General features: G+C 63.2%; 14 protein-coding genes. 9 read left to right on the top strand and 5 right to left on the bottom strand.

The features are described 5' to 3' along the window. The first annotated feature begins 29 nt into the window (after nt 1-29). The 3 genes from DFR29_RS24750 (at nt 30) to DFR29_RS24760 (ending at nt 8,239) form a co-directional block, all read left to right on the top strand. Nucleotides 30-2,459: an ABC transporter permease gene (locus DFR29_RS24750; protein ID WP_133821332.1), complete on the top strand. Its 2,430-nt coding sequence runs from the start codon at nt 30-32 to the stop codon at nt 2,457-2,459. 121 nt (nt 2,460-2,580) lie between these two features. Further along, on the top strand, nt 2,581-3,303 hold the full coding sequence (locus DFR29_RS24755; protein ID WP_133821333.1) for an ABC transporter ATP-binding protein: 723 nt from the start codon (nt 2,581-2,583) through the stop codon (nt 3,301-3,303). A gap of 97 nt (nt 3,304-3,400) precedes the next feature. Further along, nucleotides 3,401-8,239 carry a non-ribosomal peptide synthetase gene (locus DFR29_RS24760; protein ID WP_133821334.1) on the top strand — a complete coding sequence of 1,613 codons (4,839 nt, stop codon included), beginning with the start codon at nt 3,401-3,403 and terminating at the stop codon, nt 8,237-8,239. Nucleotides 8,240-8,341: 102 nt separating this feature from the next. Here DFR29_RS24760 and DFR29_RS24765 read toward each other — a convergent pair whose 3' ends face one another. Further along, the gene (locus DFR29_RS24765; RefSeq protein WP_133821335.1) at nt 8,342-9,283 is read right to left on the bottom strand and encodes a M14 family metallopeptidase; all 942 of its coding nucleotides are present in this window, start codon (nt 9,281-9,283) and stop codon (nt 8,342-8,344) included. A 181-nt stretch (nt 9,284-9,464) separates the two neighbouring features. Between DFR29_RS24765 and DFR29_RS24770 the strand changes: the two genes are divergently transcribed. Then, a complete protein-coding gene (locus DFR29_RS24770) occupies nt 9,465-10,310 on the top strand; it encodes a class I SAM-dependent methyltransferase (RefSeq protein ID WP_133821336.1) in 846 nt (281 codons plus the stop codon). A gap of 475 nt (nt 10,311-10,785) precedes the next feature. Then, a complete protein-coding gene (locus tag DFR29_RS24780) occupies nt 10,786-12,183 on the top strand; it encodes a hypothetical protein (RefSeq protein ID WP_243746172.1) in 1,398 nt (465 codons plus the stop codon). A 42-nt stretch (nt 12,184-12,225) separates the two neighbouring features. On the opposite strand, the gene DFR29_RS24785 is transcribed toward DFR29_RS24780, so the two are convergent. Continuing rightward, nucleotides 12,226-13,056 carry a metallophosphoesterase family protein gene (locus DFR29_RS24785; RefSeq protein ID WP_133821338.1) on the bottom strand — a complete coding sequence of 277 codons (831 nt, stop codon included), beginning with the start codon at nt 13,054-13,056 and terminating at the stop codon, nt 12,226-12,228. Continuing rightward, complete coding sequence (locus DFR29_RS24790) at nt 13,053-13,985, bottom strand: diacylglycerol/lipid kinase family protein (RefSeq protein WP_133821339.1); 933 nt, start codon at nt 13,983-13,985, stop codon at nt 13,053-13,055. The genes DFR29_RS24785 and DFR29_RS24790 overlap by 4 nt, the downstream gene beginning before the upstream one ends. A 491-nt stretch (nt 13,986-14,476) precedes the next feature. Here DFR29_RS24790 and DFR29_RS24795 point away from each other — a divergent pair, with 491 nt between their 5' ends. After that, complete coding sequence (locus DFR29_RS24795; RefSeq protein ID WP_133821340.1) at nt 14,477-14,917, top strand: hypothetical protein; 441 nt, start codon at nt 14,477-14,479, stop codon at nt 14,915-14,917. Between the two features lie 69 nt (nt 14,918-14,986). Here DFR29_RS24795 and DFR29_RS24800 read toward each other — a convergent pair whose 3' ends face one another. Together DFR29_RS24800 and DFR29_RS24805 are read right to left on the bottom strand one after the other, a co-directional pair. Continuing rightward, a complete protein-coding gene (locus tag DFR29_RS24800; protein ID WP_133821341.1) occupies nt 14,987-15,805 on the bottom strand; it encodes a hypothetical protein in 819 nt (272 codons plus the stop codon). A gap of 995 nt (nt 15,806-16,800) precedes the next feature. Then, complete coding sequence (locus DFR29_RS24805; protein ID WP_133821342.1) at nt 16,801-17,712, bottom strand: DNA-binding protein; 912 nt, start codon at nt 17,710-17,712, stop codon at nt 16,801-16,803. Nucleotides 17,713-17,815: 103 nt separating this feature from the next. Here DFR29_RS24805 and DFR29_RS24810 point away from each other — a divergent pair, with 103 nt between their 5' ends. From DFR29_RS24810 to DFR29_RS24820, 3 genes are all read left to right on the top strand, one after another. Further along, the gene (locus DFR29_RS24810) at nt 17,816-18,898 is read left to right on the top strand and encodes a site-specific integrase (RefSeq protein ID WP_133821343.1); all 1,083 of its coding nucleotides are present in this window, start codon (nt 17,816-17,818) and stop codon (nt 18,896-18,898) included. A gap of 238 nt (nt 18,899-19,136) precedes the next feature. Then, nucleotides 19,137-20,552 (top strand): SMEK domain-containing protein, encoded by a 1,416-nt coding sequence (locus DFR29_RS24815; RefSeq protein WP_133821344.1) that lies wholly within the window; start codon nt 19,137-19,139, stop codon nt 20,550-20,552. Next, complete coding sequence (locus DFR29_RS24820) at nt 20,539-21,957, top strand: argonaute/piwi family protein (RefSeq protein WP_208113712.1); 1,419 nt, start codon at nt 20,539-20,541, stop codon at nt 21,955-21,957. Before DFR29_RS24815 ends, DFR29_RS24820 begins: the two co-directional genes overlap by 14 nt. The last annotated feature ends 152 nt before the right edge of the window (nt 21,958-22,109 follow it).

Consider the following 22,109-nt stretch of genomic DNA (forward strand, 5'->3'; position numbering starts at 1 on the left):
TTCAATTCAATCCAAAAGTGAGCTAGTCAATGCTGACGAACCTGTGGTTCGACCTGAGATACGCTCTGCGCCTGTTGCGCAAGACGATGACGCATTCGCTGCTGTCCGCGCTGGTGGTCGCCCTCAGCGTCGGCCTGGCGCTGTTCGTCTTCGTGATGGACTATGCGATCGCATTCAGGCCGCTGCCGTTCAGCGACTCGGGCAACTGGCTCAGCGTACAGATCTCGCCGAAGGCGACCGAGCGCGCGCGTCCGCGCCTGGATTCGTATACCTACCAGGAACTGCTCAACCGGCGCCGCGCAGTCAACCATATCGGCGCATTCGCCGGACGCGAGGCGGTGCTCAGCGAGGGCGAGGAGAGCAATACCCTGCGCGCCGCGCTGATCAGCCCTGGCCTGTTCACGGCCATGGCGGTGCAGCCCCAGCTGGGCCGGCTGTTCACTGCCACCGACGGGCAGAACGGTTCGGCCCCGGTCGTCATCCTGAGCCACGAGGCCTGGCAGAAATACTTCGCTGCGGACGCGTCCATCGTCGGCAAGCAGGTGCGCATCGACGCGCAGCCGATGCAGGTCGTGGCAGTGATGCCGAAAGGCTTCTACGCGTTCCAGGACTTCGAGGTCTGGTTTCCCCTGTCGCCGCAGCCGCTGGCCGCGCCGCTGGATTCGGCGCCGGTCCTGTCGGCGTTCGTGCGGCTGGAGCCGGGCCAGGACGCCGACACCGTCATGAACGAGCTGCAGCCGGTCGTGGACGAGGTCAACAAGCGCTACAGCGCCAATTTCGATGCGACGCGGCAGGTCGCCCTGTTTCCGGCCTATCGCATCTACAGCCATGCCAACATGCCGGTGATCATCGTGTCCGGCTTCATCGCGATCGCAGTGCTGCTGCTGGGATCGGTCAATATCAGCATGATCTTCTATGCGCGCCTGCTGGAACGCAGCCGCGAGCTGGCACTGCGCTCGGCGCTGGGCTCCTCGCGCGCACGCCTGCTGCGCCAGTGCCTGCTGGAGTCGGTCGTCATCATTGCGCTGGGGCTGGTCGTCGGCATAGGGCTGGCGATGATCGGCATCCAGTGGGGCCAGAGCATCCGCGATTTCCCGTCGCAGGTACTGGCCTCGGGTTTCCCACCGGACTATCCGGAGATGCGCGTGGTCGATCTGTTCGCGGCGATTCTCGCTGCCGCGGTGATCTGGCTGGCCAGCACGCTGATTCCCGCCTGGCGTATCTCGCGGCAGGATGCGGCCAAGGTGATCGCCAGCGGCGGCAAGGGTGTTTCGTCCGGCCGCGGCAGTTCCAAGAGCGCGATGATCCTGGTCGGCGTGCAGGTGATCATTTCCTGCATGCTGCTGGTGATCTGCGCGAGCCTGGTGGTGGCAGTCGGCGACGAGGCAGGCAAGGCCAAGGGCGTGGCTACGGCTGGCGTGCATGTGTCGACCGAACCTACCGTGTTCGGCAGCCAGTACGCCGACGCGGCAGCGCGCACCAACTACTGGAACGAATTGTCCGGCGCCATCGGCCGGCGCCTGCCCGGTTCCAGCGCGACGTTCGCGACAGCCGTGCCGACGCGTCCGATCGAGGAAGCAGTGGCGATCGAGAACCGCGAGGTCGCGGCGAGCGAAGGCGCGCTGACATTGCCGGTCACTGCCGTGGCGGACAATTACTTCGAGGTGCTCGGCATCAGCCTGCGCGCCGGCCGTCTGTTCGACAGCACCGACTCGGCAACCGCGCTGAACGTCGCCGTGATCGACGAGCACACCGCCAAGCGCTACTGGCCCGACCAGGATCCGCTGGGCAAGCGCATCCAGATCGACCCAGCGGGCAACGGTCCCTGGCTGACCATCGTCGGCGTCGTTTCGCACGTCGCCGGGCAGCCGTACAGCGGCGATGCCGGTGTGATCTACCGGTCCACGCGCCAGGCCGCGCCGGCGGCGTTCCACGTCATCGTCAAGGCGCCCGCGGCCACGGCCAACGCCGCTGCCGCGATCCGCGAAGCAGCCTTTACGGTCGACCGCGATCTGCCGCTGCACAACCTGCAGAAACTCGACGACCTGCTGGCCGCGCTGGATATCGGCTTCGCGTCGATCATTCCGGTGTTCAGCGTGATCGTCGGCATCACCGTGCTGCTGGCGGCGAGCGGTCTGTTCGGACTGATCAGCCGTTCGGTCGCCCAGCGCACCCAGGAAATCGGCGTTCGCCGCGCCCTCGGCAGCACTACCGCGCGGATCACCGCGATCTTCGTGCGCCAGGGCGCGATCTATCTCGCCATTGCGCTGATCGGCGGCTTCCTCGGCGTGGTGATGACGAACATGCTCGCGTCGGTAATACCCAACGCGCTGGACCGCGTCGCCGTGGTGATCGTCGGCGTGCTGGTGGTCATGTTCGTGGTGATCTTCTCGGCCTCGTATTTCCCGACGCGCAGGGCAGTGCGGCTGGAGCCGGGCGAGGCATTGCGCTACGAGTAACGCAAATCGGACGCCGCCGCGGCCAGGCCGCGGCGGCACAGGCACATTGGCGGCACCGTCGCCGCCATCCAGCGTGATACACAACGCACCGCCCAGACATGCCGGTGCACAGGAGATCGTCATGAGCAAGCAACACCTGATCGAATTGCAGGCCGTCAAGAAGATCTTCTACACGGACGACCTGGAGACCTGGGCGCTCAACAATATTCATCTCACCATCGACGCGGGTGAATACGTGTCGATCAGCGGCCCGTCGGGCTGCGGCAAATCCACGCTGCTGTCGGTGATGGGGCTGCTCAGCTCCTTCACCGAAGGCAAGTACCTGCTCAACGGCGCGGAAGTGTCGAGTCTCGGCGAGGCCGAGCAGGCGCGCGTGCGCAACCAGGAAATCGGCTTCATCTTCCAGGCCTTCAACCTGATCGGCGACATGAGCGTGTTCGAGAATGTCGAACTGCCGCTGACCTTCCGCAACGACCTCTCGCGCAAGCAGCGTCACGAAATGGTGGTCGAGGCACTGGAGCAGGTGGAGATCGGTCATCGCCAGAAGCACTATCCAGCAGAACTGTCGGGCGGCCAGCAGCAGCGCGTCGCCATTGCGCGCGCGCTGGTTGGCAAGCCCAAGGTGCTGCTGGCCGACGAACCGACCGGCAATCTCGATTCGAAGAATGCGCAGATCGTGATGGACCAGCTCGCCGCCCTGCATCGCAAGGGCAGCACCATCGTGATGGTCACGCACGATCCGCGTTCCGCCGAGCAGGCGCAGCGCCAGGTATCGCTGTTCGACGGCAAGCTCGTCGACGATCGCACGATGTCGCAGGGCGTGCGCATGGCGGCACACGGCTAGTGTCCTGACGCGGCCGCGCCGGCGTTTGCCGGCCGCGGCCTGGCGGGCACGCCACTCGCCGAGGGGGCGGCGAGCGAATCAGCAGACGGGGAGCTGCGTGGCGACGGTAATCGAACTATTGCGTGCTCTCGCTGGCCAGCGGATACGGCTGTCGCTGGAAGACGGCCAGCTGAACTGCTACGCCCACAAGGGTGCGCTGACGCCGCCGCTGAAGGCTGCGATCGCGCAGCACAAGACCGAGCTGGTGGCGCTGCTGCAGGCGCGCCGCCAGGCGGAAGCGCCCGTGCCCACGCCCCAGGCCGGCGGCGACGGCGACGGCGAGCGGGGCTTTGCCCTGTCAGTGGGCGCACGCGCGCTATACCTGCTGCAGCGGCTCGACCCCGCCTCCAGTGCGTACAATATTCCCCTTTGCATTAAATTACACGGTGCGGTCGACCTGGCGGTGCTGCAGCAGGCCTGGAGCGCCGTGCTCGATCGCTATCCGATACTCACGACGCACGTCATCGACGAAAACGGCGTTGCTCGTCTGCTGGCACACCCGCGCTGCCGCAGCAGTGTCGATAGCCACGAACCCGCGCCCGCGGACGACGCCCAGTTGCTGCCGTTCCTGCGCCGGCGTGCCAGCCTGCCATTCGATCTGCAGAACGGTCCGCTGGTGCGCATCGCGCTGTTGCGCCAGGACGCGATGCGTTCGGTGCTGCTGATCACCGTGCACCACCTGATCTTCGACGGCAGTTCCGCCGTGCTGCTGCTGAAAGCCCTGCTGGCCAACTACCGCTGTCTGCTGCAGGGAAAGCCGTTGTCTGGCGTTGCCGCGCCGTCGGGCAATGCCGACTTCGTCGCGGCCGAAGCTGCCCTGCTGGCCTCGCCCGACGGTGCCAAGCAGGCCAGCTACTGGCAGCGGCAGCTCGACGGAATTCCCTCGGGTTTCGAACTGGTGCCGCAGCTGCCGCTACCGGCTGCCGGCGGCGGCGAGCAGGGTTCCACGCTGACCGAAACCCTGCCGCAGGATCTGTCGGCCTGGCTGCGCCAGGCCGCGCGCGACTACGGCGCAACGCCTTCGGCCATCCTGCTGTCGGCCTTTGCGGTACTGCTGCATCGCTACAGCGGCGAGGACGATATCGTCATCGGCATGCCGGTGTCGGCCCGCAGCAAGCAGCACTACGCCACCGATATCGGCTACTTCGTCAACATGGTGCCGTTGCGTATCCGCTGCAGCGGTCCGCGCCGCTTTGTGGATTTCCTGCACGACACGCAGGCGACGATGCTGGAAGCGCTGTACCACAGCACGTATCCGTTCGCGCTGATGCGCGACGGTCCGCGCCATCGCGTTGCCGGCGAGAACGGCATCTTCCAGGTCTCCTACGCGCTGCAGGATTTCCTGCATCCGGCCGAATTCGCCCGTGCAGCGGACGAGCCGGGGCCCGATATCGAATACCTCGGCAGCATCGTGCAGGAAGGCGATTCCGATCTCGCCCTGGAAGTATTCGATGCGGGCACGTCGCTGGTGCTGCAGCTGAAGTACGGTGTGCAGCGCTACGCGCGCGCCAGCGTGGTCCGGCTGCTGGCGCACTACTGCCGCCTGCTGCAGTCGATCCGTGCCGATCCCCTGAGCGAGATCGGTACCTTCGCCTTCCTGTCGGAGACGGAAGAGCAGCGCGTGCTGCACGTGTTCAACGATACGCATGCCGCGTATCCGAAGCAGGCGTGCATTCACGATCTGTTCGTGCAGCAGGCGCTGGCGCAGCCGCAGCGCATCGCGCTGGTACACGGCAGCGATACGCTGACCTATGCGGGGCTGGAAGCGACCAGCCGCGATCTCGCCATCTACCTGCAGGCAAAGGGCGTAGGTGCTGGCAGCAGGGTAGGGCTGTGCCTGGATCGTTCGCCGCCGCTGCTGGTCGGCCTGCTCGGCATCCTGCGCGCCGGCGCCGTTGCGGTGCCGCTGGATCCGGACTATCCGCAGGAGCGCCTCGCCTACCTGCTGCAGGACAGCGGTGCGGCCCTGCTGCTGACCCAGCGCCAGTTCTTGGCGCGACTGCAGCCAGGCCTGCCGCCCACCGTGCGCCTGCTGTGCTGGGACGATGCCGCAATGGCGCGCGAGCAGGACATCGCGGCGCTCAAGGCGAGCGGTGCCGAACTGCAGCACACGGCTGGAGCGGGCGATCCGGCGTACCTGATCTATACCTCGGGTTCCACCGGCTTGCCCAAAGGCGTACTGGTCGAACACCGCAGCCTGGTCAACCACAACGTGTTCGCGCGCGCGCAGTACGTCATCGGCGCGGACGACACGCAGATCCTGTTTTCCAGCCTGAGCTTCGATCTGTTCCTGGAAGAGGTGTTCTGCATTCTCAACAGCGGCGCGAAACTGGTACTGGCGCCGAAGGAAGATCTGCTGTCGCTGCAGCGGCTGCAGGCACTGATCGCTGCGCAGAAGGTCAGCGTGCTGAATCTGCCGACGGCGTTCCTGCATGAGCTGCTGGGTGCAGGCATGGACCTGGCCGGCATCCGCTGCGTCATCGTCGGCGGCGAGAAACTCGACTATGCCAAGGCGTGCGAGTTCGTCGAGCGCTTTCCCCGCATCGCCCTGCACAACACCTACGGCCCGACCGAAACCACCATCATCAGCACGGCGATAGAAGTGACGGCGGCCTCGCTGCAGGGCCGCGACAGCGTGCCGATCGGGCGGCCTATCGCGAATACCCAGATTTACTTGCTCGATCGCTATGGCAATCCGCAGCCGCCCGGCGTGGCGGGCGAGTTGTGCATCGCCGGCGACGGCGTCTCGCGCGGCTACTGGGGCAAGCCCGAGCTTACCCGCGAGCGCTTCGTCGCCAATCCCTTCGTGCGCGGCACGCGCCTGTACCGCAGCGGCGACCTGGCGCGCTGGCTCGACGACGGTACGCTGGAATACCTGGGCCGCATCGACGCGCAGCTGAAGCTGCGCGGCTTTCGCATCGAACCCGGCGAGATCGAAGCACGCCTGCATACCCATGCGCAGATCGATATTGCCGTCGTTGTCGCGCGTGGCGAAGGTGCGAACCGGCAGCTGGTCGCGTTCTACCGCGGCCGCGACGGCGCCCAGCCGCCCGCGGACGAACTGCGCGCCTATCTGCAGCAGACCTTGCCCGGCTACCTGATTCCTCAGGGCTTTGTGCATCTGTCCATGATTCCACATACGCCAGCCGGCAAGGTCGACCGGCGTGCTCTGGAACGGCTGGACGTGGTGCTGGAATCGAACCGGCAGCAGGTGGCTGCTCGCACGCCGATCGAGCGGCAGCTGGTGGACATCTGGGCGCAGGTGCTGAAACTGACCACTGCATCCATCGGCGTGCACGACAGTTTCTTCGACCTCGGCGGACATTCCCTGCTCGCGACGCAGCTGCTGGCGCGGATCCGCGAACAGTTCGGCAGGGACCTGCCGCTGCGGACCTTGTTCGACGGTGCCGACATTGCCGCCATCGCGGACTGGCTCGGTGCGACGGGCGGCGGTGCGCGGCGAATGCTGGTGCCGGTCGACCGCCAGGCCTGGCCACGGCTGCCGCTGAGCTATGCGCAGGAACGGCTCTGGTTCATTCATCAGCTCGACCCCGACGGCAGCGGCTACAACGTTCCCGGTGCCGTGCGCATTGCCGGCGAGCTGGATATCGAGCAGCTGCAGCAGGCGTTCGGACTGATCGTCCAGCGCCACGAAAGCCTGCGTACGGTGTTCCGCAGCGAGCAGGGCCAGCCCTGCCAGCAGGTGCTGGACACGGTGGATTTCCGCCTCGGCCGCATCGACCTGACCGCGCAGGCGGCCGGCGCGCGGGAAGCACGGGCACGTGCGCTGTGCGAAGCCGAAGCCGCAACGCCGTTCGATCTGGCAAGCGGCCCGCTGATCCGCGGCCAGGTGATCCGGCTGGCCGCCGACGACCACGTGCTGATGCTGAACCTGCATCACATCGTCAGCGACGGCTGGTCCATCGGCGTGCTCGTCAGCGAACTGGGCCAAATGCTCGATGCATTGCGCGCGGGCAGGGCACCTGCATTGGCGCCGTTGCCCGTCCAGTACGTCGACTATGCGATTGGCCAGCGCGAGTGGCTGCAGCGCGACGGCGTGTTGCAGGGCCAGCTCGGCTATTGGCGCGACCAGCTTGCCGGCGCGCCGGATCTGCTGGATCTGGCGACGGACTATCCGCGCCCTGCCGTGCAGAGTTCCGCCGGCGCGACGCAGGAATTCGTCATCGATGCGGCCCTGGCCGCGGCGTTGAAACGGCTGGCCGCGCAACACAACTGCACCCTGTTCATGCTGCTGCTCGCGCTGGTGAAAACCCTGCTGTACCGCTATACGGCGCAGGAAGACCTGTGCATTGGCACGCCGGTGGCGAATCGCCGGCAAGCCGAGACCGAAGGCCTGAACGGAACACGAGGAAATCCTCTGATCGACAGACGACCGTGCGCAGGACGCGCACAGGAACGAGGCCGCGTCAGGCGCGGCCGGAGCGTCCGGGAATCAGGCGATCGGAGGTCGGAACGGTGTGTCGGGCCGGCTGTCGCCCAGAGTGCGCTCGGGCCAGGGCACGACCGGTTGCGAGACGTGCGGGGCGTCGATCAGGATCCACAGCGTCGGAGGCAGGCCCGGACACGTGCCGCCAACGTGGTTATGACCCAGCGTCAGCAGATCCTTGAGCGCATCGCCGCTGTGCTGATGCCCGTGTTCGTCGTCGGCCGGCGTGTGCTGGCCCGACGCCGTTGCATCGTCAGGCGGGCTTGGCATCGCTTCCGCGCGAGCCGGTGCCGCATGCCGGTGACTGTGATCATGTGCCTGGGCTGCGGTTCCCAGCAGCAGGAAACCCAGCAGCAGCGACCAGAACACCAGCCGTCCCGCCAGCGCATGGCGCTGCGGGCGAATCATTGCTGGCGGCACGCGGTAAAAGGGCATGGCGCTCGATGGTAGATGGGGTTGCGCATGGCGCGCAATTCAGGTGGTGGACCGGGCCCCAGCCAGGCTGCCGCGTAGTTGCGCCGGCGCATGTCGCAGGCTGGCCGGGCAGCGCAGCTAGGTGGCGGGCACGAAACTGCGGGGGTTGGCCAACGCGAAATGAATAGCCGCAGTCACGGCCACCGCCTGCGCGGTATTGCATTGCTCGGCCGTGGCCCGGGGACTGTCGGGGTAGACCTCGGTCGTCGTCTTGTAGGGCGCCGCGGTGATGCCGGCACACAGGCCGAGCTGCCGCACCGGGTAGTTGATGACGCCCGGCGAGACGACAGGCGAACCGATGATCTCGCCGTTTCGATCGGCCGGTGCGATATGGGTGACGCGTGCTACGGCAGCAATGATCGCCTGCTGGAACTCGGCCTGCGGGTTCTCGCTGTCGCCGACCAGGTAGAAGCCATCGGGGATTTCGCCAGGGCTGGACTCTTCGCCATCACGGGCGGCCTTCGCCGGCCGGAACTCGGACTCGTCCGTGTCCGTGGTTTCATGCAGATCGATATGGACCAGCACGCGATCGCGAATCGGCGCGACCAGGCGCATCAGCGCCGCGGCTTCCTCTGCCGGACTGCCGTCGCGGAACGAGCGGTTGGGGTCGATGGCATCGCGATTCCAGCGGTGAATCCGCTCGTAAGCCCAGGGACTGATACAGGGGGCAACGAGCAGATTGAGCCGACCCGCATAGTCTGCCGCGTGCTGCTCGACGAACTGCAGAGCGCCGTGTACGCCGCTGGTTTCGTAGCCGTGCACGCCGCCGGTCACCAGCACCCAGGGCAAGTCGTCGCGCCAGTCGCGACTCTTGATGGCAAAAAGCGGAAAGGTGTCGGGTGCGTAGTCGAGGCGGCCATATTCCACTACGTCGAAGTGCGAGCGCAGCCGTTCGATCGTACTCAGTACATCCGCCGCGTAACTGCGCTGGCGGGTCTGCCGCGACAGCCATTCGGCTTTCTCCGCGTCGCCCCAGGCCTGGCCGGGCGTGCCGATGGGGTAGGGAGCTTGGTCAGTCATCGCGTTGCTCGCTGGAGCCGTGTTGCGGCAGGGCCGCACACTGTAGCATCGGGGCGAAATGCCAGCGGCTTGCCCAATGAGATGCCGGGCCGGACAGAGCAATCGCTTCTGCCGGGTTGCTGGGACAATGCCTCTTTGCCCTTTTCGCCGCCGTCTCTGATGGCGCCCCAGGAGATTTCCTATCGAGCCGCACTATTCCGGTCCTTTGCTTACCCTGGCAGCGGCCGAGGCACTCCTGGCCGCTCGCGATGCACGGGCAGGCAGCTGGACCGGCTCGCTGGACTTGCAGCGCTCGCACGGCGACGCCGTACTGGAGACCGACGCCTGGCAATGGCGCGGCCAGCACTATCCCTATCCGCAGCGCCTGAAAGACCGCACCATCTATTACTGGGACGGCACCGGCTTTGCGTCGGTGTCGCGCTTCTCCGCCTCGCTGATCAAGCTGGTGCCCAGCGAATGGGGCGCGCCGACGTTCGAGATCGACGGCATCAAGATGCTTCCCACCGCCAAGGAATCGCCCTTCGAGGATGCGCGTCGCAAGGTGGCGCTGATCGAGCCACACGGCAAGGTAGTACTCGATACCTGCGGCGGCCTGGGCTACTTCGCCGCCTGTTGTGTCGAAGCGGGTGTTGCACGCGTTCATTCGTTCGAGAAAAACGCCGACGTACTCTGGCTGCGCACGCTTAACCCGTGGTCGCCCGATCCCGCAGTGCCCGCCATCGGCAGCCGGCTGCAGCTTGTGCATGCCGACGTGTCGCAGGCGATTGCACAGATTGCCGATGCCTCGGTGGATGCCTTGCTGCACGATCCGCCGCGCTTCGGTATTGCCGGCGAGCTGTATTCGCAGGCGTTCTACGGCCAGCTGGCGCGCGTGCTGCGCCGGGGAGGCCGCCTGTTCCACTACACCGGCAGTCCGAACAAGCTCACCAGCGGCCGCGATGTGCCGCGCGAGGTGGAGAAACGGCTGGAGAAGGCCGGCTTCAAGGCACAGCTCGCCCTGGACGGCGTGCTGGCGACACGGCGCTGAATTCCGTCCTCGCGCCCTATACCGCCCCGGCTGGCGCATACTGCGAGCGGCTTGCTGCGACTGCAGCAGACGACCACGACACGCACTGAGGAGCAGACATGAGCAAGGGCATGGACCAGAAAAAATCGCTGAAAAAGAAGCCGGCCAAGACAATGAAGGAAAAGAAAGACGAAAAGAAGGGCAAGAAGGCGGCGAAGGCGTTTGCACCGCAGTAACCGTGCTGATGGGGTCTGCGGGCGAATGTCTGCGAGACCTTCGGGTTCGCCAGAAATATTTCCACAAGAATTTTTGTGGAAACTCGGCGGAGCGGGGCGGCGTATCGCCGCCCTGGTGTCACCAGTGGCACGAGCGGATATGTGCGCATCGCTCGCGTCCTGACGAAACGAAACAGATGCACCCTGATCTGCTTGCACGGCTGAGGCTTGTGCTTCGACAGCGACTACGGTGTGATACCGGCCCGACTTCGGAGCGCACCATGGATGACCCTTCGACCAGCCGGATCAGGCAGCGCGTTGCTCACGCGGAAACCTGGCGAGAGCGGCTCGGCAGGATGACTCCCACGCGCAGAGCCTGCCGTAGCCCGTCAGTGGCGCGGGAACATCAATGCAATGAGCGCGACGGTTTCCGCTTGAGGTTCACTGCATTGCTCGCGTTGCTGTGTCTGAGTGCAGTTTCGACCGCGGTAGCCGCTGCGCCGGCCAAGCCGGGCGCGCCGCTCGACGCAATCGCGCGTGAAGTGGCATCGCCGGCCTGCAAGGCAATGAAAAATCGGGTTAGTGCCTTTCCCGGCAATGCCCCTGTGTTCCTGCGCAGCTACGATGGCGCGGAGGGCAGGGGAGAGATCGACATGCCGGCGCTGCGCACCGCGGCGTTCACCTATGACAATGCGCTTGCCGTCATGGCATTGCTGGCCTGCGGACATCGCGCTGAAGCCTTGCGCATTGGTGCGGCACTGGAGCGCGCAGCGCTGCACGACACCCGTCTGCGCAACACCTATCGCGCGGGAGCCATAGGCGAGAAGGTGCTGGCCAATGGCTGGTGGGATACAGCGCAGAACCGCTGGGTCGAAGATGCGTACCAGTCCGGCACAGCCACAGGCAACGTCGCCTGGACTGCGCTTGCCATGCTGGCGTTACACGATGCGACCGCCGACGCCCGCTGGCAGGATGCAGCCGTTAAGCTCGCAACCTGGGTGGTCGTCAATACACGTGCTCCGGGCGTTGAAAGTGGTTTCAGTGGAGGCGTCGATGGTTTCGACGCCGCGCCGGTAAAGCTCGGCTGGAAATCCAGCGAACATGCCATTGACCTCATTGCCTTGTTCGGACGGCTTGCCGATTCGAAAGCGGCGGGCGACTGGCGCGAACAGGCGGCACATGCGCGTCGCTTTCTCGATAGCCAATGGGACGACAGCAGCGGGCATTTCCTGATCGGAACCTTGCCTGACGGACGCACGCCGAACCGCGCGACCTCTGCACTCGACGTGCAGTGGTGGTCGCAACTGCTGCCGGACGCGCCGAGCCGCTGGCGTCATGCGATTCTCTATGCCGAGCGCGTACACGCGGTCGGCGCGGGATTCGATTTCAACGACGATCGCGACGGCGAATGGCTTGAAGGCACGGCTCAGGCGGCGCTTGCGTATCGCGTCGTCGGCCAGGAGGCTGCAGCGCGTCGCTGCCTCGTCGAAATAGCCACTCAGTTCAGCGCTGGCGGGTATGTGTTTGCGACGCGCGAGCCAAGGATCACCACCGGGCTGGCAATTGGCCCAACCAGCACATCGGCGGACGCCTATTACTATCGCCGGCCACATCTTGGCGCCACCGCGTGGGCAGCCCTTGCTGCGCTGGACCGGAATCCTTTTCGTACTCAACGCTGATCTGGCAACAGCCCTCTCGGCACCGGCTCAAAACAAGCTCTGCTATACAGCGTGGTGGGGCGCGTGCCGGTCGAGTCCCGCCGGCGTGACCTTCGCTATCTGAAACCGTGCCAGCTGCTCATCGTAGTCCCAGCGCTCCACCTGGCAGGCGCGTGGTCGGGCAGCGGCGTCGTAACGGATCAGGTTGACGGAATTCGGGGCGCCGCGACGTATGCGCGTGGACACGGCGGTGCCCGCCTGGACGGCCCAGGCATTCCTGCTCGATTCTGCACCGCGATCACTCAAGGCCTGCACATAGGGCAGGTGGATATGACCGCCGAGGATCAGATCCATGCCCGCGTCAGTCCACTGCGACAGCGCAGCATCGGCGTTATGCAGACGGTTTTCTTCATCCTCCGGCAGGATCACCCATGCTGGCTGGTGCGTGACTACAACACGAAGCTGATCCGGTCGTGCCTGTCGCAGCCTTGCGGCGACGCGTGCGATCTGTTCTGTCCCGACGACACCGTTCTTGTGCCGCGTAGGGCGCGTCGTGTTGACTCCGATCAACAGCAGGGAGCCGACATCCAATACCGGCTCCAGCTCTTCACCGAAGGCGGCGCGATAATTGCCGTACGGGTAAAACAGTCGTGCCACGAGATTGAACAGCGGAATATCGTGATTACCGGGTACAACCAGAACCGGCAGCGGACGCCAGGTTTCGACGAACACGCGGGCTGCGTCGAACTGGTCGCGGCGCGCGCGCTGGGTGATATCGCCCGAGAGCACTACGGCATCGGGCCTGCATTCCGCAATGAGCGCATGGACGGCGGCAACGCAGGCGGGACGTTCCGTACCGAAATGCGGGTCCGACACGTGCACCAGCAGACTCACGGTGCAGACGTCTGGCGTGGAATCAGCAGGCGCAACCGTTGCGGTGCGATGCGAAATTCCAGTGGCAGCCGCAACTGCGTAACCTCGCCATCCATCGCGACCTTGACGCGGCGCCCGCGCGGCAGGCGCATGGACACGGTCATGCGCTGGAACGGAAACGTCACGACATTCTCTGCTTCACCAAGGCGTCCAACGGCACCGCGCAGCAGCAAACCGAACATTGCCGTACGGCTCATTGGCCGCAACGCGATCGCGGCGAGCTGTCCGTGGCGGACGTCTTCCGCCTCCGCAATCCCCACCTGATCCAACTGCAGCGGATTGTTGCCGATGAACAAGGTCGGCGTGCGCAACACCCGCGTCTGGCCGTCATGCTCGATCTGCACGACCCAGCGGCGATGATCACGCAGCAATGCCATGGCGCTTGACCACAGAGCCACCAAACGATTGCGGCCGAACTGTTGCTTGTACGCTTCACGCTCCTCGAGCACTTTCGGATAGAGACCGAAGCTGGCGTTGACCAGGAAAACGCGATCGTTGACCAGCCCGACCTGAGCCGGTTGGGGTACTGCCTCTAGCAGAGCCCGCGTGGCCGCCTCGGCATCGGCGGGAATACCGTGGGCGCGGCCGAAATAGTTGAAGGTGCCTTGCGGCACGACACCGAAACGCAGACCGCTGGGCAATACCTGCTGTGCTACTGCATTCAGCGTACCGTCGCCACCTGCAGCGACGACAATTCCGTCGGACGATTGCGCCTGCGCAACGGCGGCTGCGGCGACTCGCGGTAAGTCGTCGGGCTTTTCGACGCGAAATACGTGATACGGGCGGCCTGCTTCCGAAAGCACGCGGCGGATATCGGCCTCGGCCTGGTTCTTGTCGCCGTGGCCGGAACCTGCGTTGAGCACCACGAACACTGTTCCTGACTCCGACATTGCTAGTTCCTTGGCATCGGTGCTTCACCAACAACGCACTCAGAGGGTTACTACCGCGCTACTACAGGCGCCGGAAGAAGCGTCTCGATGGTTCCGGTTGTTTCGGAAATGGCGAGCGTGTTCCTGGTGTCGACAAACAGATTCCAGGCTTTCGCTATGCGCCTGTTTTTGCTGTTGTTATGCCGACAGGGATGGCAGGTTCGGACACATTTAGCGAATCGGTCAGCTTTACCGAGAATCGGACAGATTCAGCGAGAACCGACATGCTTGCAAGCCTGATGCAGTTATTCAGTTGATATATTTGACATAATATATATATGCGATCACATCTATCCTGGGCTTTCGATCCAAGTGTGTCGTTGCTCGTTAAGGTTGGCACTAGCGCGGTAACTCTGTCTGTCGTCCTGACTGAGGTTTGCTGCATTCGGCGGGAAATCGTGCTGCATTCGCCGAGATAACTATGCAGCAGCGTGGATTTGGCCGAGAAAAGTATGCAGCACGATGGCAAATCCCTCGTAGCGCCGATAGCCATCCGTGCAACACAGTTTTTCCAGGTAGTCGCGGCGATGCTAACGGCGTCAATCCGCAGGAAGATCCCATACGTCACCGCCCATTCTGTTACGGGTGTTCTGGCCAAGAACCCTTCCGCAAGCCTACGGGAAATCCGCAGTTCACTGGGGGGCGGCTCGTTGCGCGACATTTCGCGAATGGTCGCCGCTGTGCGTGGGAGAACCATACGCGATTTGCGGCAGACGTTGGCTCAGGACGGCGATCTGGGCGCGGCGGTCGTGGACGTGCTTGGGCAGCTGGTCCTCCGCGTGGAGCAGCTGCAGGCCGAGATCGCGGCCCTGCGCGTGGCACTGCCTGCCCGCGACTCGTTTCTACCCGAAGCGACACAACGAGAAAAACGGTACAGGGAAGGCGATCAGTAAGTAAGGGAGTCTGGTGCGCGGGATCCCGCCCTCGTTTTCGTGCCGCCCTCACTGAGGCGACGCGCGGGTTCAGCGAGCGAGCCACGGGCTGGAGCGTTCACCCGGGGGCTCGGATCGAGGTTCGTCGGGCAGCTTGACGGACGTGACCTCAATGGTCACCGTCAGTCCCGTGAGTCGGGCGATCGATACCACGCCATTTTCGTGCAGCCGGATTTTCTGATCCGCAGGAACGCCGGGATACGCGCCGACGGTATGGTAGTCCACGGCATAGGCGATCAACCGGGCTGCCGGGCGCAAGTCCGCTTCGTCGATCTCAACTAACTGGGTGAGCAGGACACAGACCATGCCTAGCGCCATAGCCGCAGCACCGTGCATCAGCAGGCGCAGACCCCGGGCTTCCCATTCGTTCGGTGGGGTGATCAAGGGTTTGAGCAGTTGAGTCGGCACGTGCAGCAACAACGCCATCGCTAGGCCGAGGAACCCTACCACCGTGGCGATAACGGCGGCAAAGGCCAGCCACAGCGGTGGGTAGAACAGCAGCGCAAGGATCGCGACGGTAAGGTCAAAATCGTGCGGCGGCAGTTGCAACGCGTTGGCGACGAGGTGACGGGCCTTGATGGCCGCGACGAACCCGACGAGCAGGTGAGCGAACGCGAGCAGCGCCAACCCGATCGGGCTGCGCCAAATCACAACCAGTGCAGGGGCGATCGCCGCCAGGAAGCCGGCCGCCCCCACCGCCATTCCCAGGCTGAGGAGGCTGGTGGCGATCAGAGAGTAGCGGTCGAAGTAGCTGGCCAGGGCGCCGGCCACCACGATCACGAACCCGATTACATAGCAATGCCACCAGAGCGGTTTCTCACGTAAGCGGGAGCGCCAGTACGTCAACATGCGATTTTCCTCCGGACTTAGGGGGCGGAACGTTTCCGTTTGTTCCCTTTTATACGGGATAGGGGCATTGGCTGGCGCCGACTGGCCCCGCAGGGTCTCGAGGTCGGCATCCTTGGCGCGCAGCGTGCGCTCATGCAGCTCGACCTGGGATTGCAGCGCGGCATGCGCCGCCTGCAGGTCGACGCTGAGCGCAGTGGCCTGCGCTGCGCCCGGTCGCGTTGCATTTGCAGGTCGATCTGCTGGCGCAGCTGGCGGATGAGCTGCGCCCCGTCCGCAAGACGCGAGAGCGCCTTCGGTGCCGAAGGTCCGCTTCGAACGCCGAGATCTTGCGCTACGTGAGTCAGCTCATTCAGCGCGGCGCTGCGATCATGCATCACCAATCAGCATCGTCTCCACCGAAGTCTTTTCGCGCTGCAGCAATGACCTCCCCTGGTTTCGACTGCAGCAAATCAGCCGGTCTCGCTCCGTCAAGTCTCTGCGTCGGTGAAAAGCACCAGAACGCGGCTGCCCATCCATGCTCTTCGTCAGGCAAGGAAGCCAATAGATCCGACATTGCCGGATGGACTCCTCCAGGGACCGACGTGAACTGGAATGCTGGATAAAGGAACTCGTTGCCTAGCCTGACTGCGAAAAGAGTCCGTTCACGTCGATGCTGTTCAATGCTCCCTTGCGCTTCGTCGCAGCCACCTAACCGTACAGCGACCTCGGCAGCTGTGAACCACCGTTCATTGACGAGCAATGCGTCACGAAATTCTCGCGTCGAGTCTGGCTGAAGATTCACAGCTCTCTCAAGACTATTCCCTCGCGGCCGAACGAGGTGCCCGAAGCATATTGCCGGATGTCATCGTTCCTTGTCGCGTGGAGTCTAAGGGGCGTTGCCGGGATGGTGTCCGTGCTCCGAATAGCGCCGAGTTTGCACAACTGACACCCCACTCGGCTTTGTTCCTAGGCGGAAAGCACCACCGGTATGTGCAAACCACGATAGGTGGGCCGGGTTACCGGGATTGCTTCGGTGAACGTGCGCGGATTACCGGCTTGCGGGTTTTCGGCGCTTGAGAGGACGGTGGGCGCGTATTGGTCGTAAGGAGCTGATGGAGACGAGCATTCTCCGCACCGGCGGCCTGGTGCGACGCTATCATTCCGGCCAGTTGACGCTCAGCGTCCATGTAGGCTCGACGAATTCGCTCCAGCTCACCCGTCGTGTTGCGAAGTTGCTCTTCGCGGCGCTGCAATGCAGCTAGGTGGCGCGCGGTCTCCTGGCGAGCACGATCCACCTCCTGCAGCCATCGATCTTCCTGCGCGCGGGAATGCGCGTCTCGCCGTTCCCGTTCTGCCGCCACATCGTGCGTCAGCTGGCGCAGCTCTGCCGTCAAGTGGCTGATCGAGGTCTGGAGCACTTCGCCGCGCGCCAGCGCGTCCCGGCGTTGGCCCGCAATTTCTTCCAACTGAGTCGCTTGGGCTTCGACCAGGCGATCGAGGTCGTCCATGCGAGCCAGTGTGGCGTCCCGTTGTATTTCCGCGCTTTGCGCTCGATCGACCGCACCTTGCTCTCGAGCCTGAGCGTTCCGGACGGCAATATCGTTGGCCTGGCGCGACCGCTCCAACTCCTCCTGAGCACTGGCATAGGCCGCTGTAGCGACTTTATCGGCATGTTCGATCGCCAGACGCCACAACGCCCCGGCCGCTTCGCCGAAAGCCGCGGGCGCCTCCGGCACCGCGAGTCGGCGTTCCTGCTGAACGAGCCGTTCCCCCAAGGCCGCCCACCACACGTCTAACAGCCGGATCAGTGTATTGGGTGAGCCCGTTCCCAGGGCCGCGCGAACGCGCTCGATGGTCGGACGCTCACCGGCGCGCAGTAGCGAGTCCGCGGCCATATTGACCTGGTCTTGGGTGATGCCGCGTGCCATTTGACGCCTCCGATGTCCGCGCCCTACTCTGCTGTCCGTGTACCCACGATAAGTGATGATTATCGTGGCTATATGGTCCAATTCGTAGTAAATAATACATCGTATGAAGCAGAAAAAAGCCCTCCCTGCCCTCGCCTCGCCGGCCGCTCAACTGCTGCTGCCCACGCAGCTGGCCGAACAGGCCGCGAACGCCGTACGCGAACTTCTGGCTGAAGCCGCGGCCGCCAACACGACACGCAGTTACGCCAGCGCCCTGCGCTACTGGGCCGGCTGGCACCGGGCACGCTTCGGCATCGAACTCAACCTGCCCGTCGCCGAAGCCGTCGTCATGCAGTTCGTCATCGACCATGTCGCTCGCCGCGGCAAGTACGGGCTGGCCTGGGAACTGCCAACGGCGGTCGACCAGGCCCTAGTGGCCGCCGGCCTCAAGGCCAAGCCGGGCCCCTGGAAGCTCACCAGTGTCGTGCACCGCGTTGCCGTCCTGTCGACGGCGCATCGGCTGAGGCGGCTGCCCAACCCGTGTGAGGAACCGGCGGTGCGCACCGTGCTGGGCCGAGCCCGCCGAGCTTCTGTCAAGCGCGGCGAACGTCCGGCCAAGAAGACGGCGATCACCAAGACCGAACTCGAGGCCATGCTCGCGACCTGTGAGGACTCTCTTGAAGGGCGGCGTGATCGCGCCCTGCTCTGCTTTGGTTTCGCCAGCGGCGGACGCCGGCGCAGTGAGATCGCGGCAGCCGATGTGCGCGACCTGCGCCGGATTGGCGAGAAGGCCTACATCTACCGGCTGGAGCACAGCAAGACCCAACAGGCCGGAGTGACGGCCACTTCGACCCCGGATAAGCCGGTACTCGATCGGGCCGCTTTGGCGCTCGAGGAGTGGCTGGATGCGTCTGGGATCACGGAGGGGGCGATTTTCCGGCGGCTGTGGAAACAGCGGGTCGGCCCTGCCCTCTCTCCCGCTGCGGTCGGCGAGATCGTGCAGCGGAGGGCGCGCTTGGCCGGGCTGGAGGGGGATTTTGGGGGGCACAGCCTGCGCTCGGGGTTCGTGACCGAAGCTAGTCGCCGAGGCGTGGCGCTGCCGGCGATTATGCAGATGACCGAGCACCGCTCTGTCAGCAGCGTCCTCGGCTACTTCCACACAGGCACTGCTTCAGCCAATCCGGCCGCCCGCTTGCTGGAGGAATAGCCGGTCGGCACCCGCCTGTGCCAGAGATGGATGCTGTCGCAGCCGCTGAGATCGACTCCTGATGCAATCAGCATTGCGGCGGCGCGTAAACGGTTCTGAGGGCCACTCTCCCGCGCCGACGCGCGCCTTACAAATTAACAGGTGCTAGATTCGTCGGGCACCATCCAGCACGAGCTGCGGGTGCAGACGCCCACTCCGTTCCACCTTAATCCGCAGCTTACTCAGGAAGAGCCTGGCCGTGAGACAACTGGAAATTGAGAACGAGCTCAGAGATGTGGTCAGTCGCATCGTCACGCAGGTGGAGCTATCGACCAAGCAAGGCAGGCTAGACGTCAATCTTTCCCTGGAGGATGCCCTGATTCCGATCCTGCGGGCGGCCTACAACCTGCCACAGCTTGTGAATCTAAATCGACGGCAGAAAAACTTCCCCGGCATTGATCTGGGCGATGACCATGATCGCGTGGCGTTCCAAGTCACCTCGACCACCTCCCTGGAGAAGATCAAGAAGACCTTGACTACTTTCATGGACAATCAGTTCTTCAACACATTTGACGAGCTGTTTGTGTTGACGCTGACCAAGAAGCAGTCCTCCTACAGTCAAGCCTCACTGGATCAGATCACACACGGCCGGCTTGGATTTATCGCCCAGAAGCATGTCATCGATCTGGGCGATGTGCTTGCTAAGGTGGCCGGTCTTCGCATCCCTGCCCAAGAGAGGGTGCTGAACGATTTCAAGATCATCTTGGGCGACGTGAAGGCCTATCTGGATTTTACCTCCAGCGACACGCCCTCCTCCCACGCGCTGACCACGAATTTGATTCAACTACGACCGCCCACAACGCTGTACGTGGCGGAGTTGGCACTGGACGACAAGCATGTTATTCACGAGGCGCGGCAGAGGCTAGGCTTTAAGAAACATAGCGCCGGAAAATCGCTCTCGGTGAAGTTGGCCCTCCTGTTGAACGGGTGTGATGACGATGCCTGGGTCCGGTTTGAGGACCGGATCTTCGCCTTCGACGACATCACCTGCAGCGGACTGGTCGCGGTGGTAGATGTCGGGTCGATCGAGACACTGAACCTTGAGGACCTGCTGGCCTCTGGCGTAGAAGACAACGTAAACCTTGCCAAACAGTTGCTCGCCGCCTATGTGAAACAGGCCTTGAAGTCGCATAGCGTGTTCTTTTATCGCGAAGACCGAAGCTTCTTTTTCAAGCCGCATGACCCTGATGACACCCAGCGCAAGGAAATATGGCGTGGGAAAAAAAAGTCCACCCGACGGGTTTACGAACGGCTGATCTCACAAAAGGATCCTACTAAAACAGCCCACCACGTCCACCTCGCCTTCGAGCTCTCCTATATCCCCATTGCGGGGGTCTGGTATGCCATGGTGGTGCCCAGTTGGCTCTACACCTACGATGGTCATCGTAAATCACGCTTCCACGACAAGCTGCTTTCTAAGCAGAAACGATTGGAATTCAATCAAACCGTTCGCAACATCGTCAGGTTCCTCGCCTACTTCCTCAGCTCGACTGACACGCCCGGCCAGGATGGGCGATTGTTCGGCGAGCTGATCGAGCTCACCTGCGATGATGCGCTAGTCGAAGGTCAAGCACTCGGCGTTGACAGCCAGGAGGGCAACGATGATGAAGGTTAAGGTGCTCAAGGAGCCGCTGCTCGAGTTCGGCAACGGAACGCACATCTGTCCCAGGACGGGCATCGAGACGTTGGGGGTGTACGACAAGCGCGATGAGCTGCGGCGAAGCGAGCTGCGCATTGGGATCGTGGGTCGGGGCGAAGGCGTCGACCTTCTTGATGAATGGCTAGATCACTGCAAGCGGGGGATCCCGTCCAAGGTTGACAACAAGTTTCCCAACTTGTTCAAAGGCTTTGGCGGAATCAGCGAGCATTATGGATTTTTTACCCGCTTGCTCTCGTCGCCTCAGTACACCCGAACGCTGCAGAAATCCGAGATCAACAAGATTGCCAAGATTACCTCGCGCGAAGACCGGGTCGTAAAATGTGTAGATCTCTATTACGAGCAGGCCAGGTTCATTTCGGAGAATCGGTCGGTCGATGTGATCATCTGTGTAGTTCCCAATGACCTGTTCGATTCGCTGACCAAGTCCAGTGGTGCCGAGGATACTGAGCTGGTGGACCGCTATATGGAACACAATTTCCGCCGCTTGCTGAAAGCGCGATGCATGCACTTGGGCATTCCGCTGCAGCTGGTTCGCGAGAAGACGATCCTGTCGGTTAAGCCGTCGATCGACCAGCAAGACTTGGCCACGAAAGCCTGGAACTTCTGCACCGCGTTGTACTACAAAGGAAATCGGACGGTCCCGTGGCGCCTGGTGGAAGATAAGTTCAAGCCAAGGACCTGCTACATCGGTATTGGTTTCTACAAAAGTCGTGACGGAGAGACGATCTCTACGAGCTTGGCGCAGGTATTCGATGAGTTCGGGCACGGCGTGATCCTGCGCGGCGCCCCTGTGTCTATAGACAAAAATGACCGGCATCCCTACATGGAGGAAGGCCAAGCTCACGATCTGCTCCATAGCGCCTTGGCAGAGTACGAGAATGCGCTTATGCAGAAACCTGCGCGTGTCGTCATCCATAAGTCCAGTCGGTTCAGAGACACCGAGATTGCAGGATTCAGCCAAGTGCTAGACGCAAAGGGCATCGCCACACGAGATTTCGTTTCGATTACCTCGACAGATATTCGGCTCTTCAGTGCTAAGGAGTATCCGCCTGCTCGAGGAACACTCCTTAGCCTGACAGAGCGCGAAGGCGTGCTGTATACCAAAGGGATCGTCGAATTCTATAAAACGTATCCAGGGATGTATATCCCTTCTCCCCTGCGTATAGAGATGTTCGACAGCGACTCCTCGTTGGAGGACATAGCAAAAGAGATCCTGGGGTTAACGAAAATGAATTGGAACAATACTCAGCTAGACGGTCGACTGCCAATTACATTGGAGTGTGCCAATAAGGTTGGCGACATAATGAAGTATGTAGACGCGTCACAAAAACCACAGGTCAGTTTTAGTTTTTATATGTAGCACACTTTTGGTCGCGAGGATCTCTGACCTCTAAGGATAATTTTGGTTACAGTGATTGCGCTTCGTGAGCAAGTCGAGAGGTGCGCACCCCGGCCATCATGCCCCTTGGTCGGCAGTCGCTCCGAGCCGAACCGCCGGCCGCGCGCTCGCGT

It is taken from the genome of Tahibacter aquaticus, assembly GCF_004363655.1.
Taxonomy (GTDB): Bacteria; Pseudomonadota; Gammaproteobacteria; order Xanthomonadales; family Rhodanobacteraceae; genus Tahibacter; species Tahibacter aquaticus.

What these genes read in the sequence shown, in the direction of transcription:
- DFR29_RS24750 (WP_133821332.1), top strand. Translation starts at nt 30, where the DNA reads ATGCTGACGAACCTGTGGTTCGACCTGAGATACGCTCTGCGCCTGTTG.
- DFR29_RS24755 (WP_133821333.1), top strand. Translation starts at nt 2,581, where the DNA reads ATGAGCAAGCAACACCTGATCGAATTGCAGGCCGTCAAGAAGATCTTC.
- DFR29_RS24765 (WP_133821335.1), bottom strand. Translation starts at nt 9,283, where the DNA reads ATGACTGACCAAGCTCCCTACCCCATCGGCACGCCCGGCCAGGCCTGG.
- DFR29_RS24780 (WP_243746172.1), top strand. Translation starts at nt 10,786, where the DNA reads ATGGATGACCCTTCGACCAGCCGGATCAGGCAGCGCGTTGCTCACGCG.
- DFR29_RS24790 (WP_133821339.1), bottom strand. Translation starts at nt 13,985, where the DNA reads ATGTCGGAGTCAGGAACAGTGTTCGTGGTGCTCAACGCAGGTTCCGGC.
- DFR29_RS24795 (WP_133821340.1), top strand. Translation starts at nt 14,477, where the DNA reads ATGCAGCACGATGGCAAATCCCTCGTAGCGCCGATAGCCATCCGTGCA.
- DFR29_RS24800 (WP_133821341.1), bottom strand. Translation starts at nt 15,805, where the DNA reads ATGTTGACGTACTGGCGCTCCCGCTTACGTGAGAAACCGCTCTGGTGG.
- DFR29_RS24805 (WP_133821342.1), bottom strand. Translation starts at nt 17,712, where the DNA reads ATGGCACGCGGCATCACCCAAGACCAGGTCAATATGGCCGCGGACTCG.
- DFR29_RS24810 (WP_133821343.1), top strand. Translation starts at nt 17,816, where the DNA reads ATGAAGCAGAAAAAAGCCCTCCCTGCCCTCGCCTCGCCGGCCGCTCAA.
- DFR29_RS24820 (WP_208113712.1), top strand. Translation starts at nt 20,539, where the DNA reads ATGATGAAGGTTAAGGTGCTCAAGGAGCCGCTGCTCGAGTTCGGCAAC.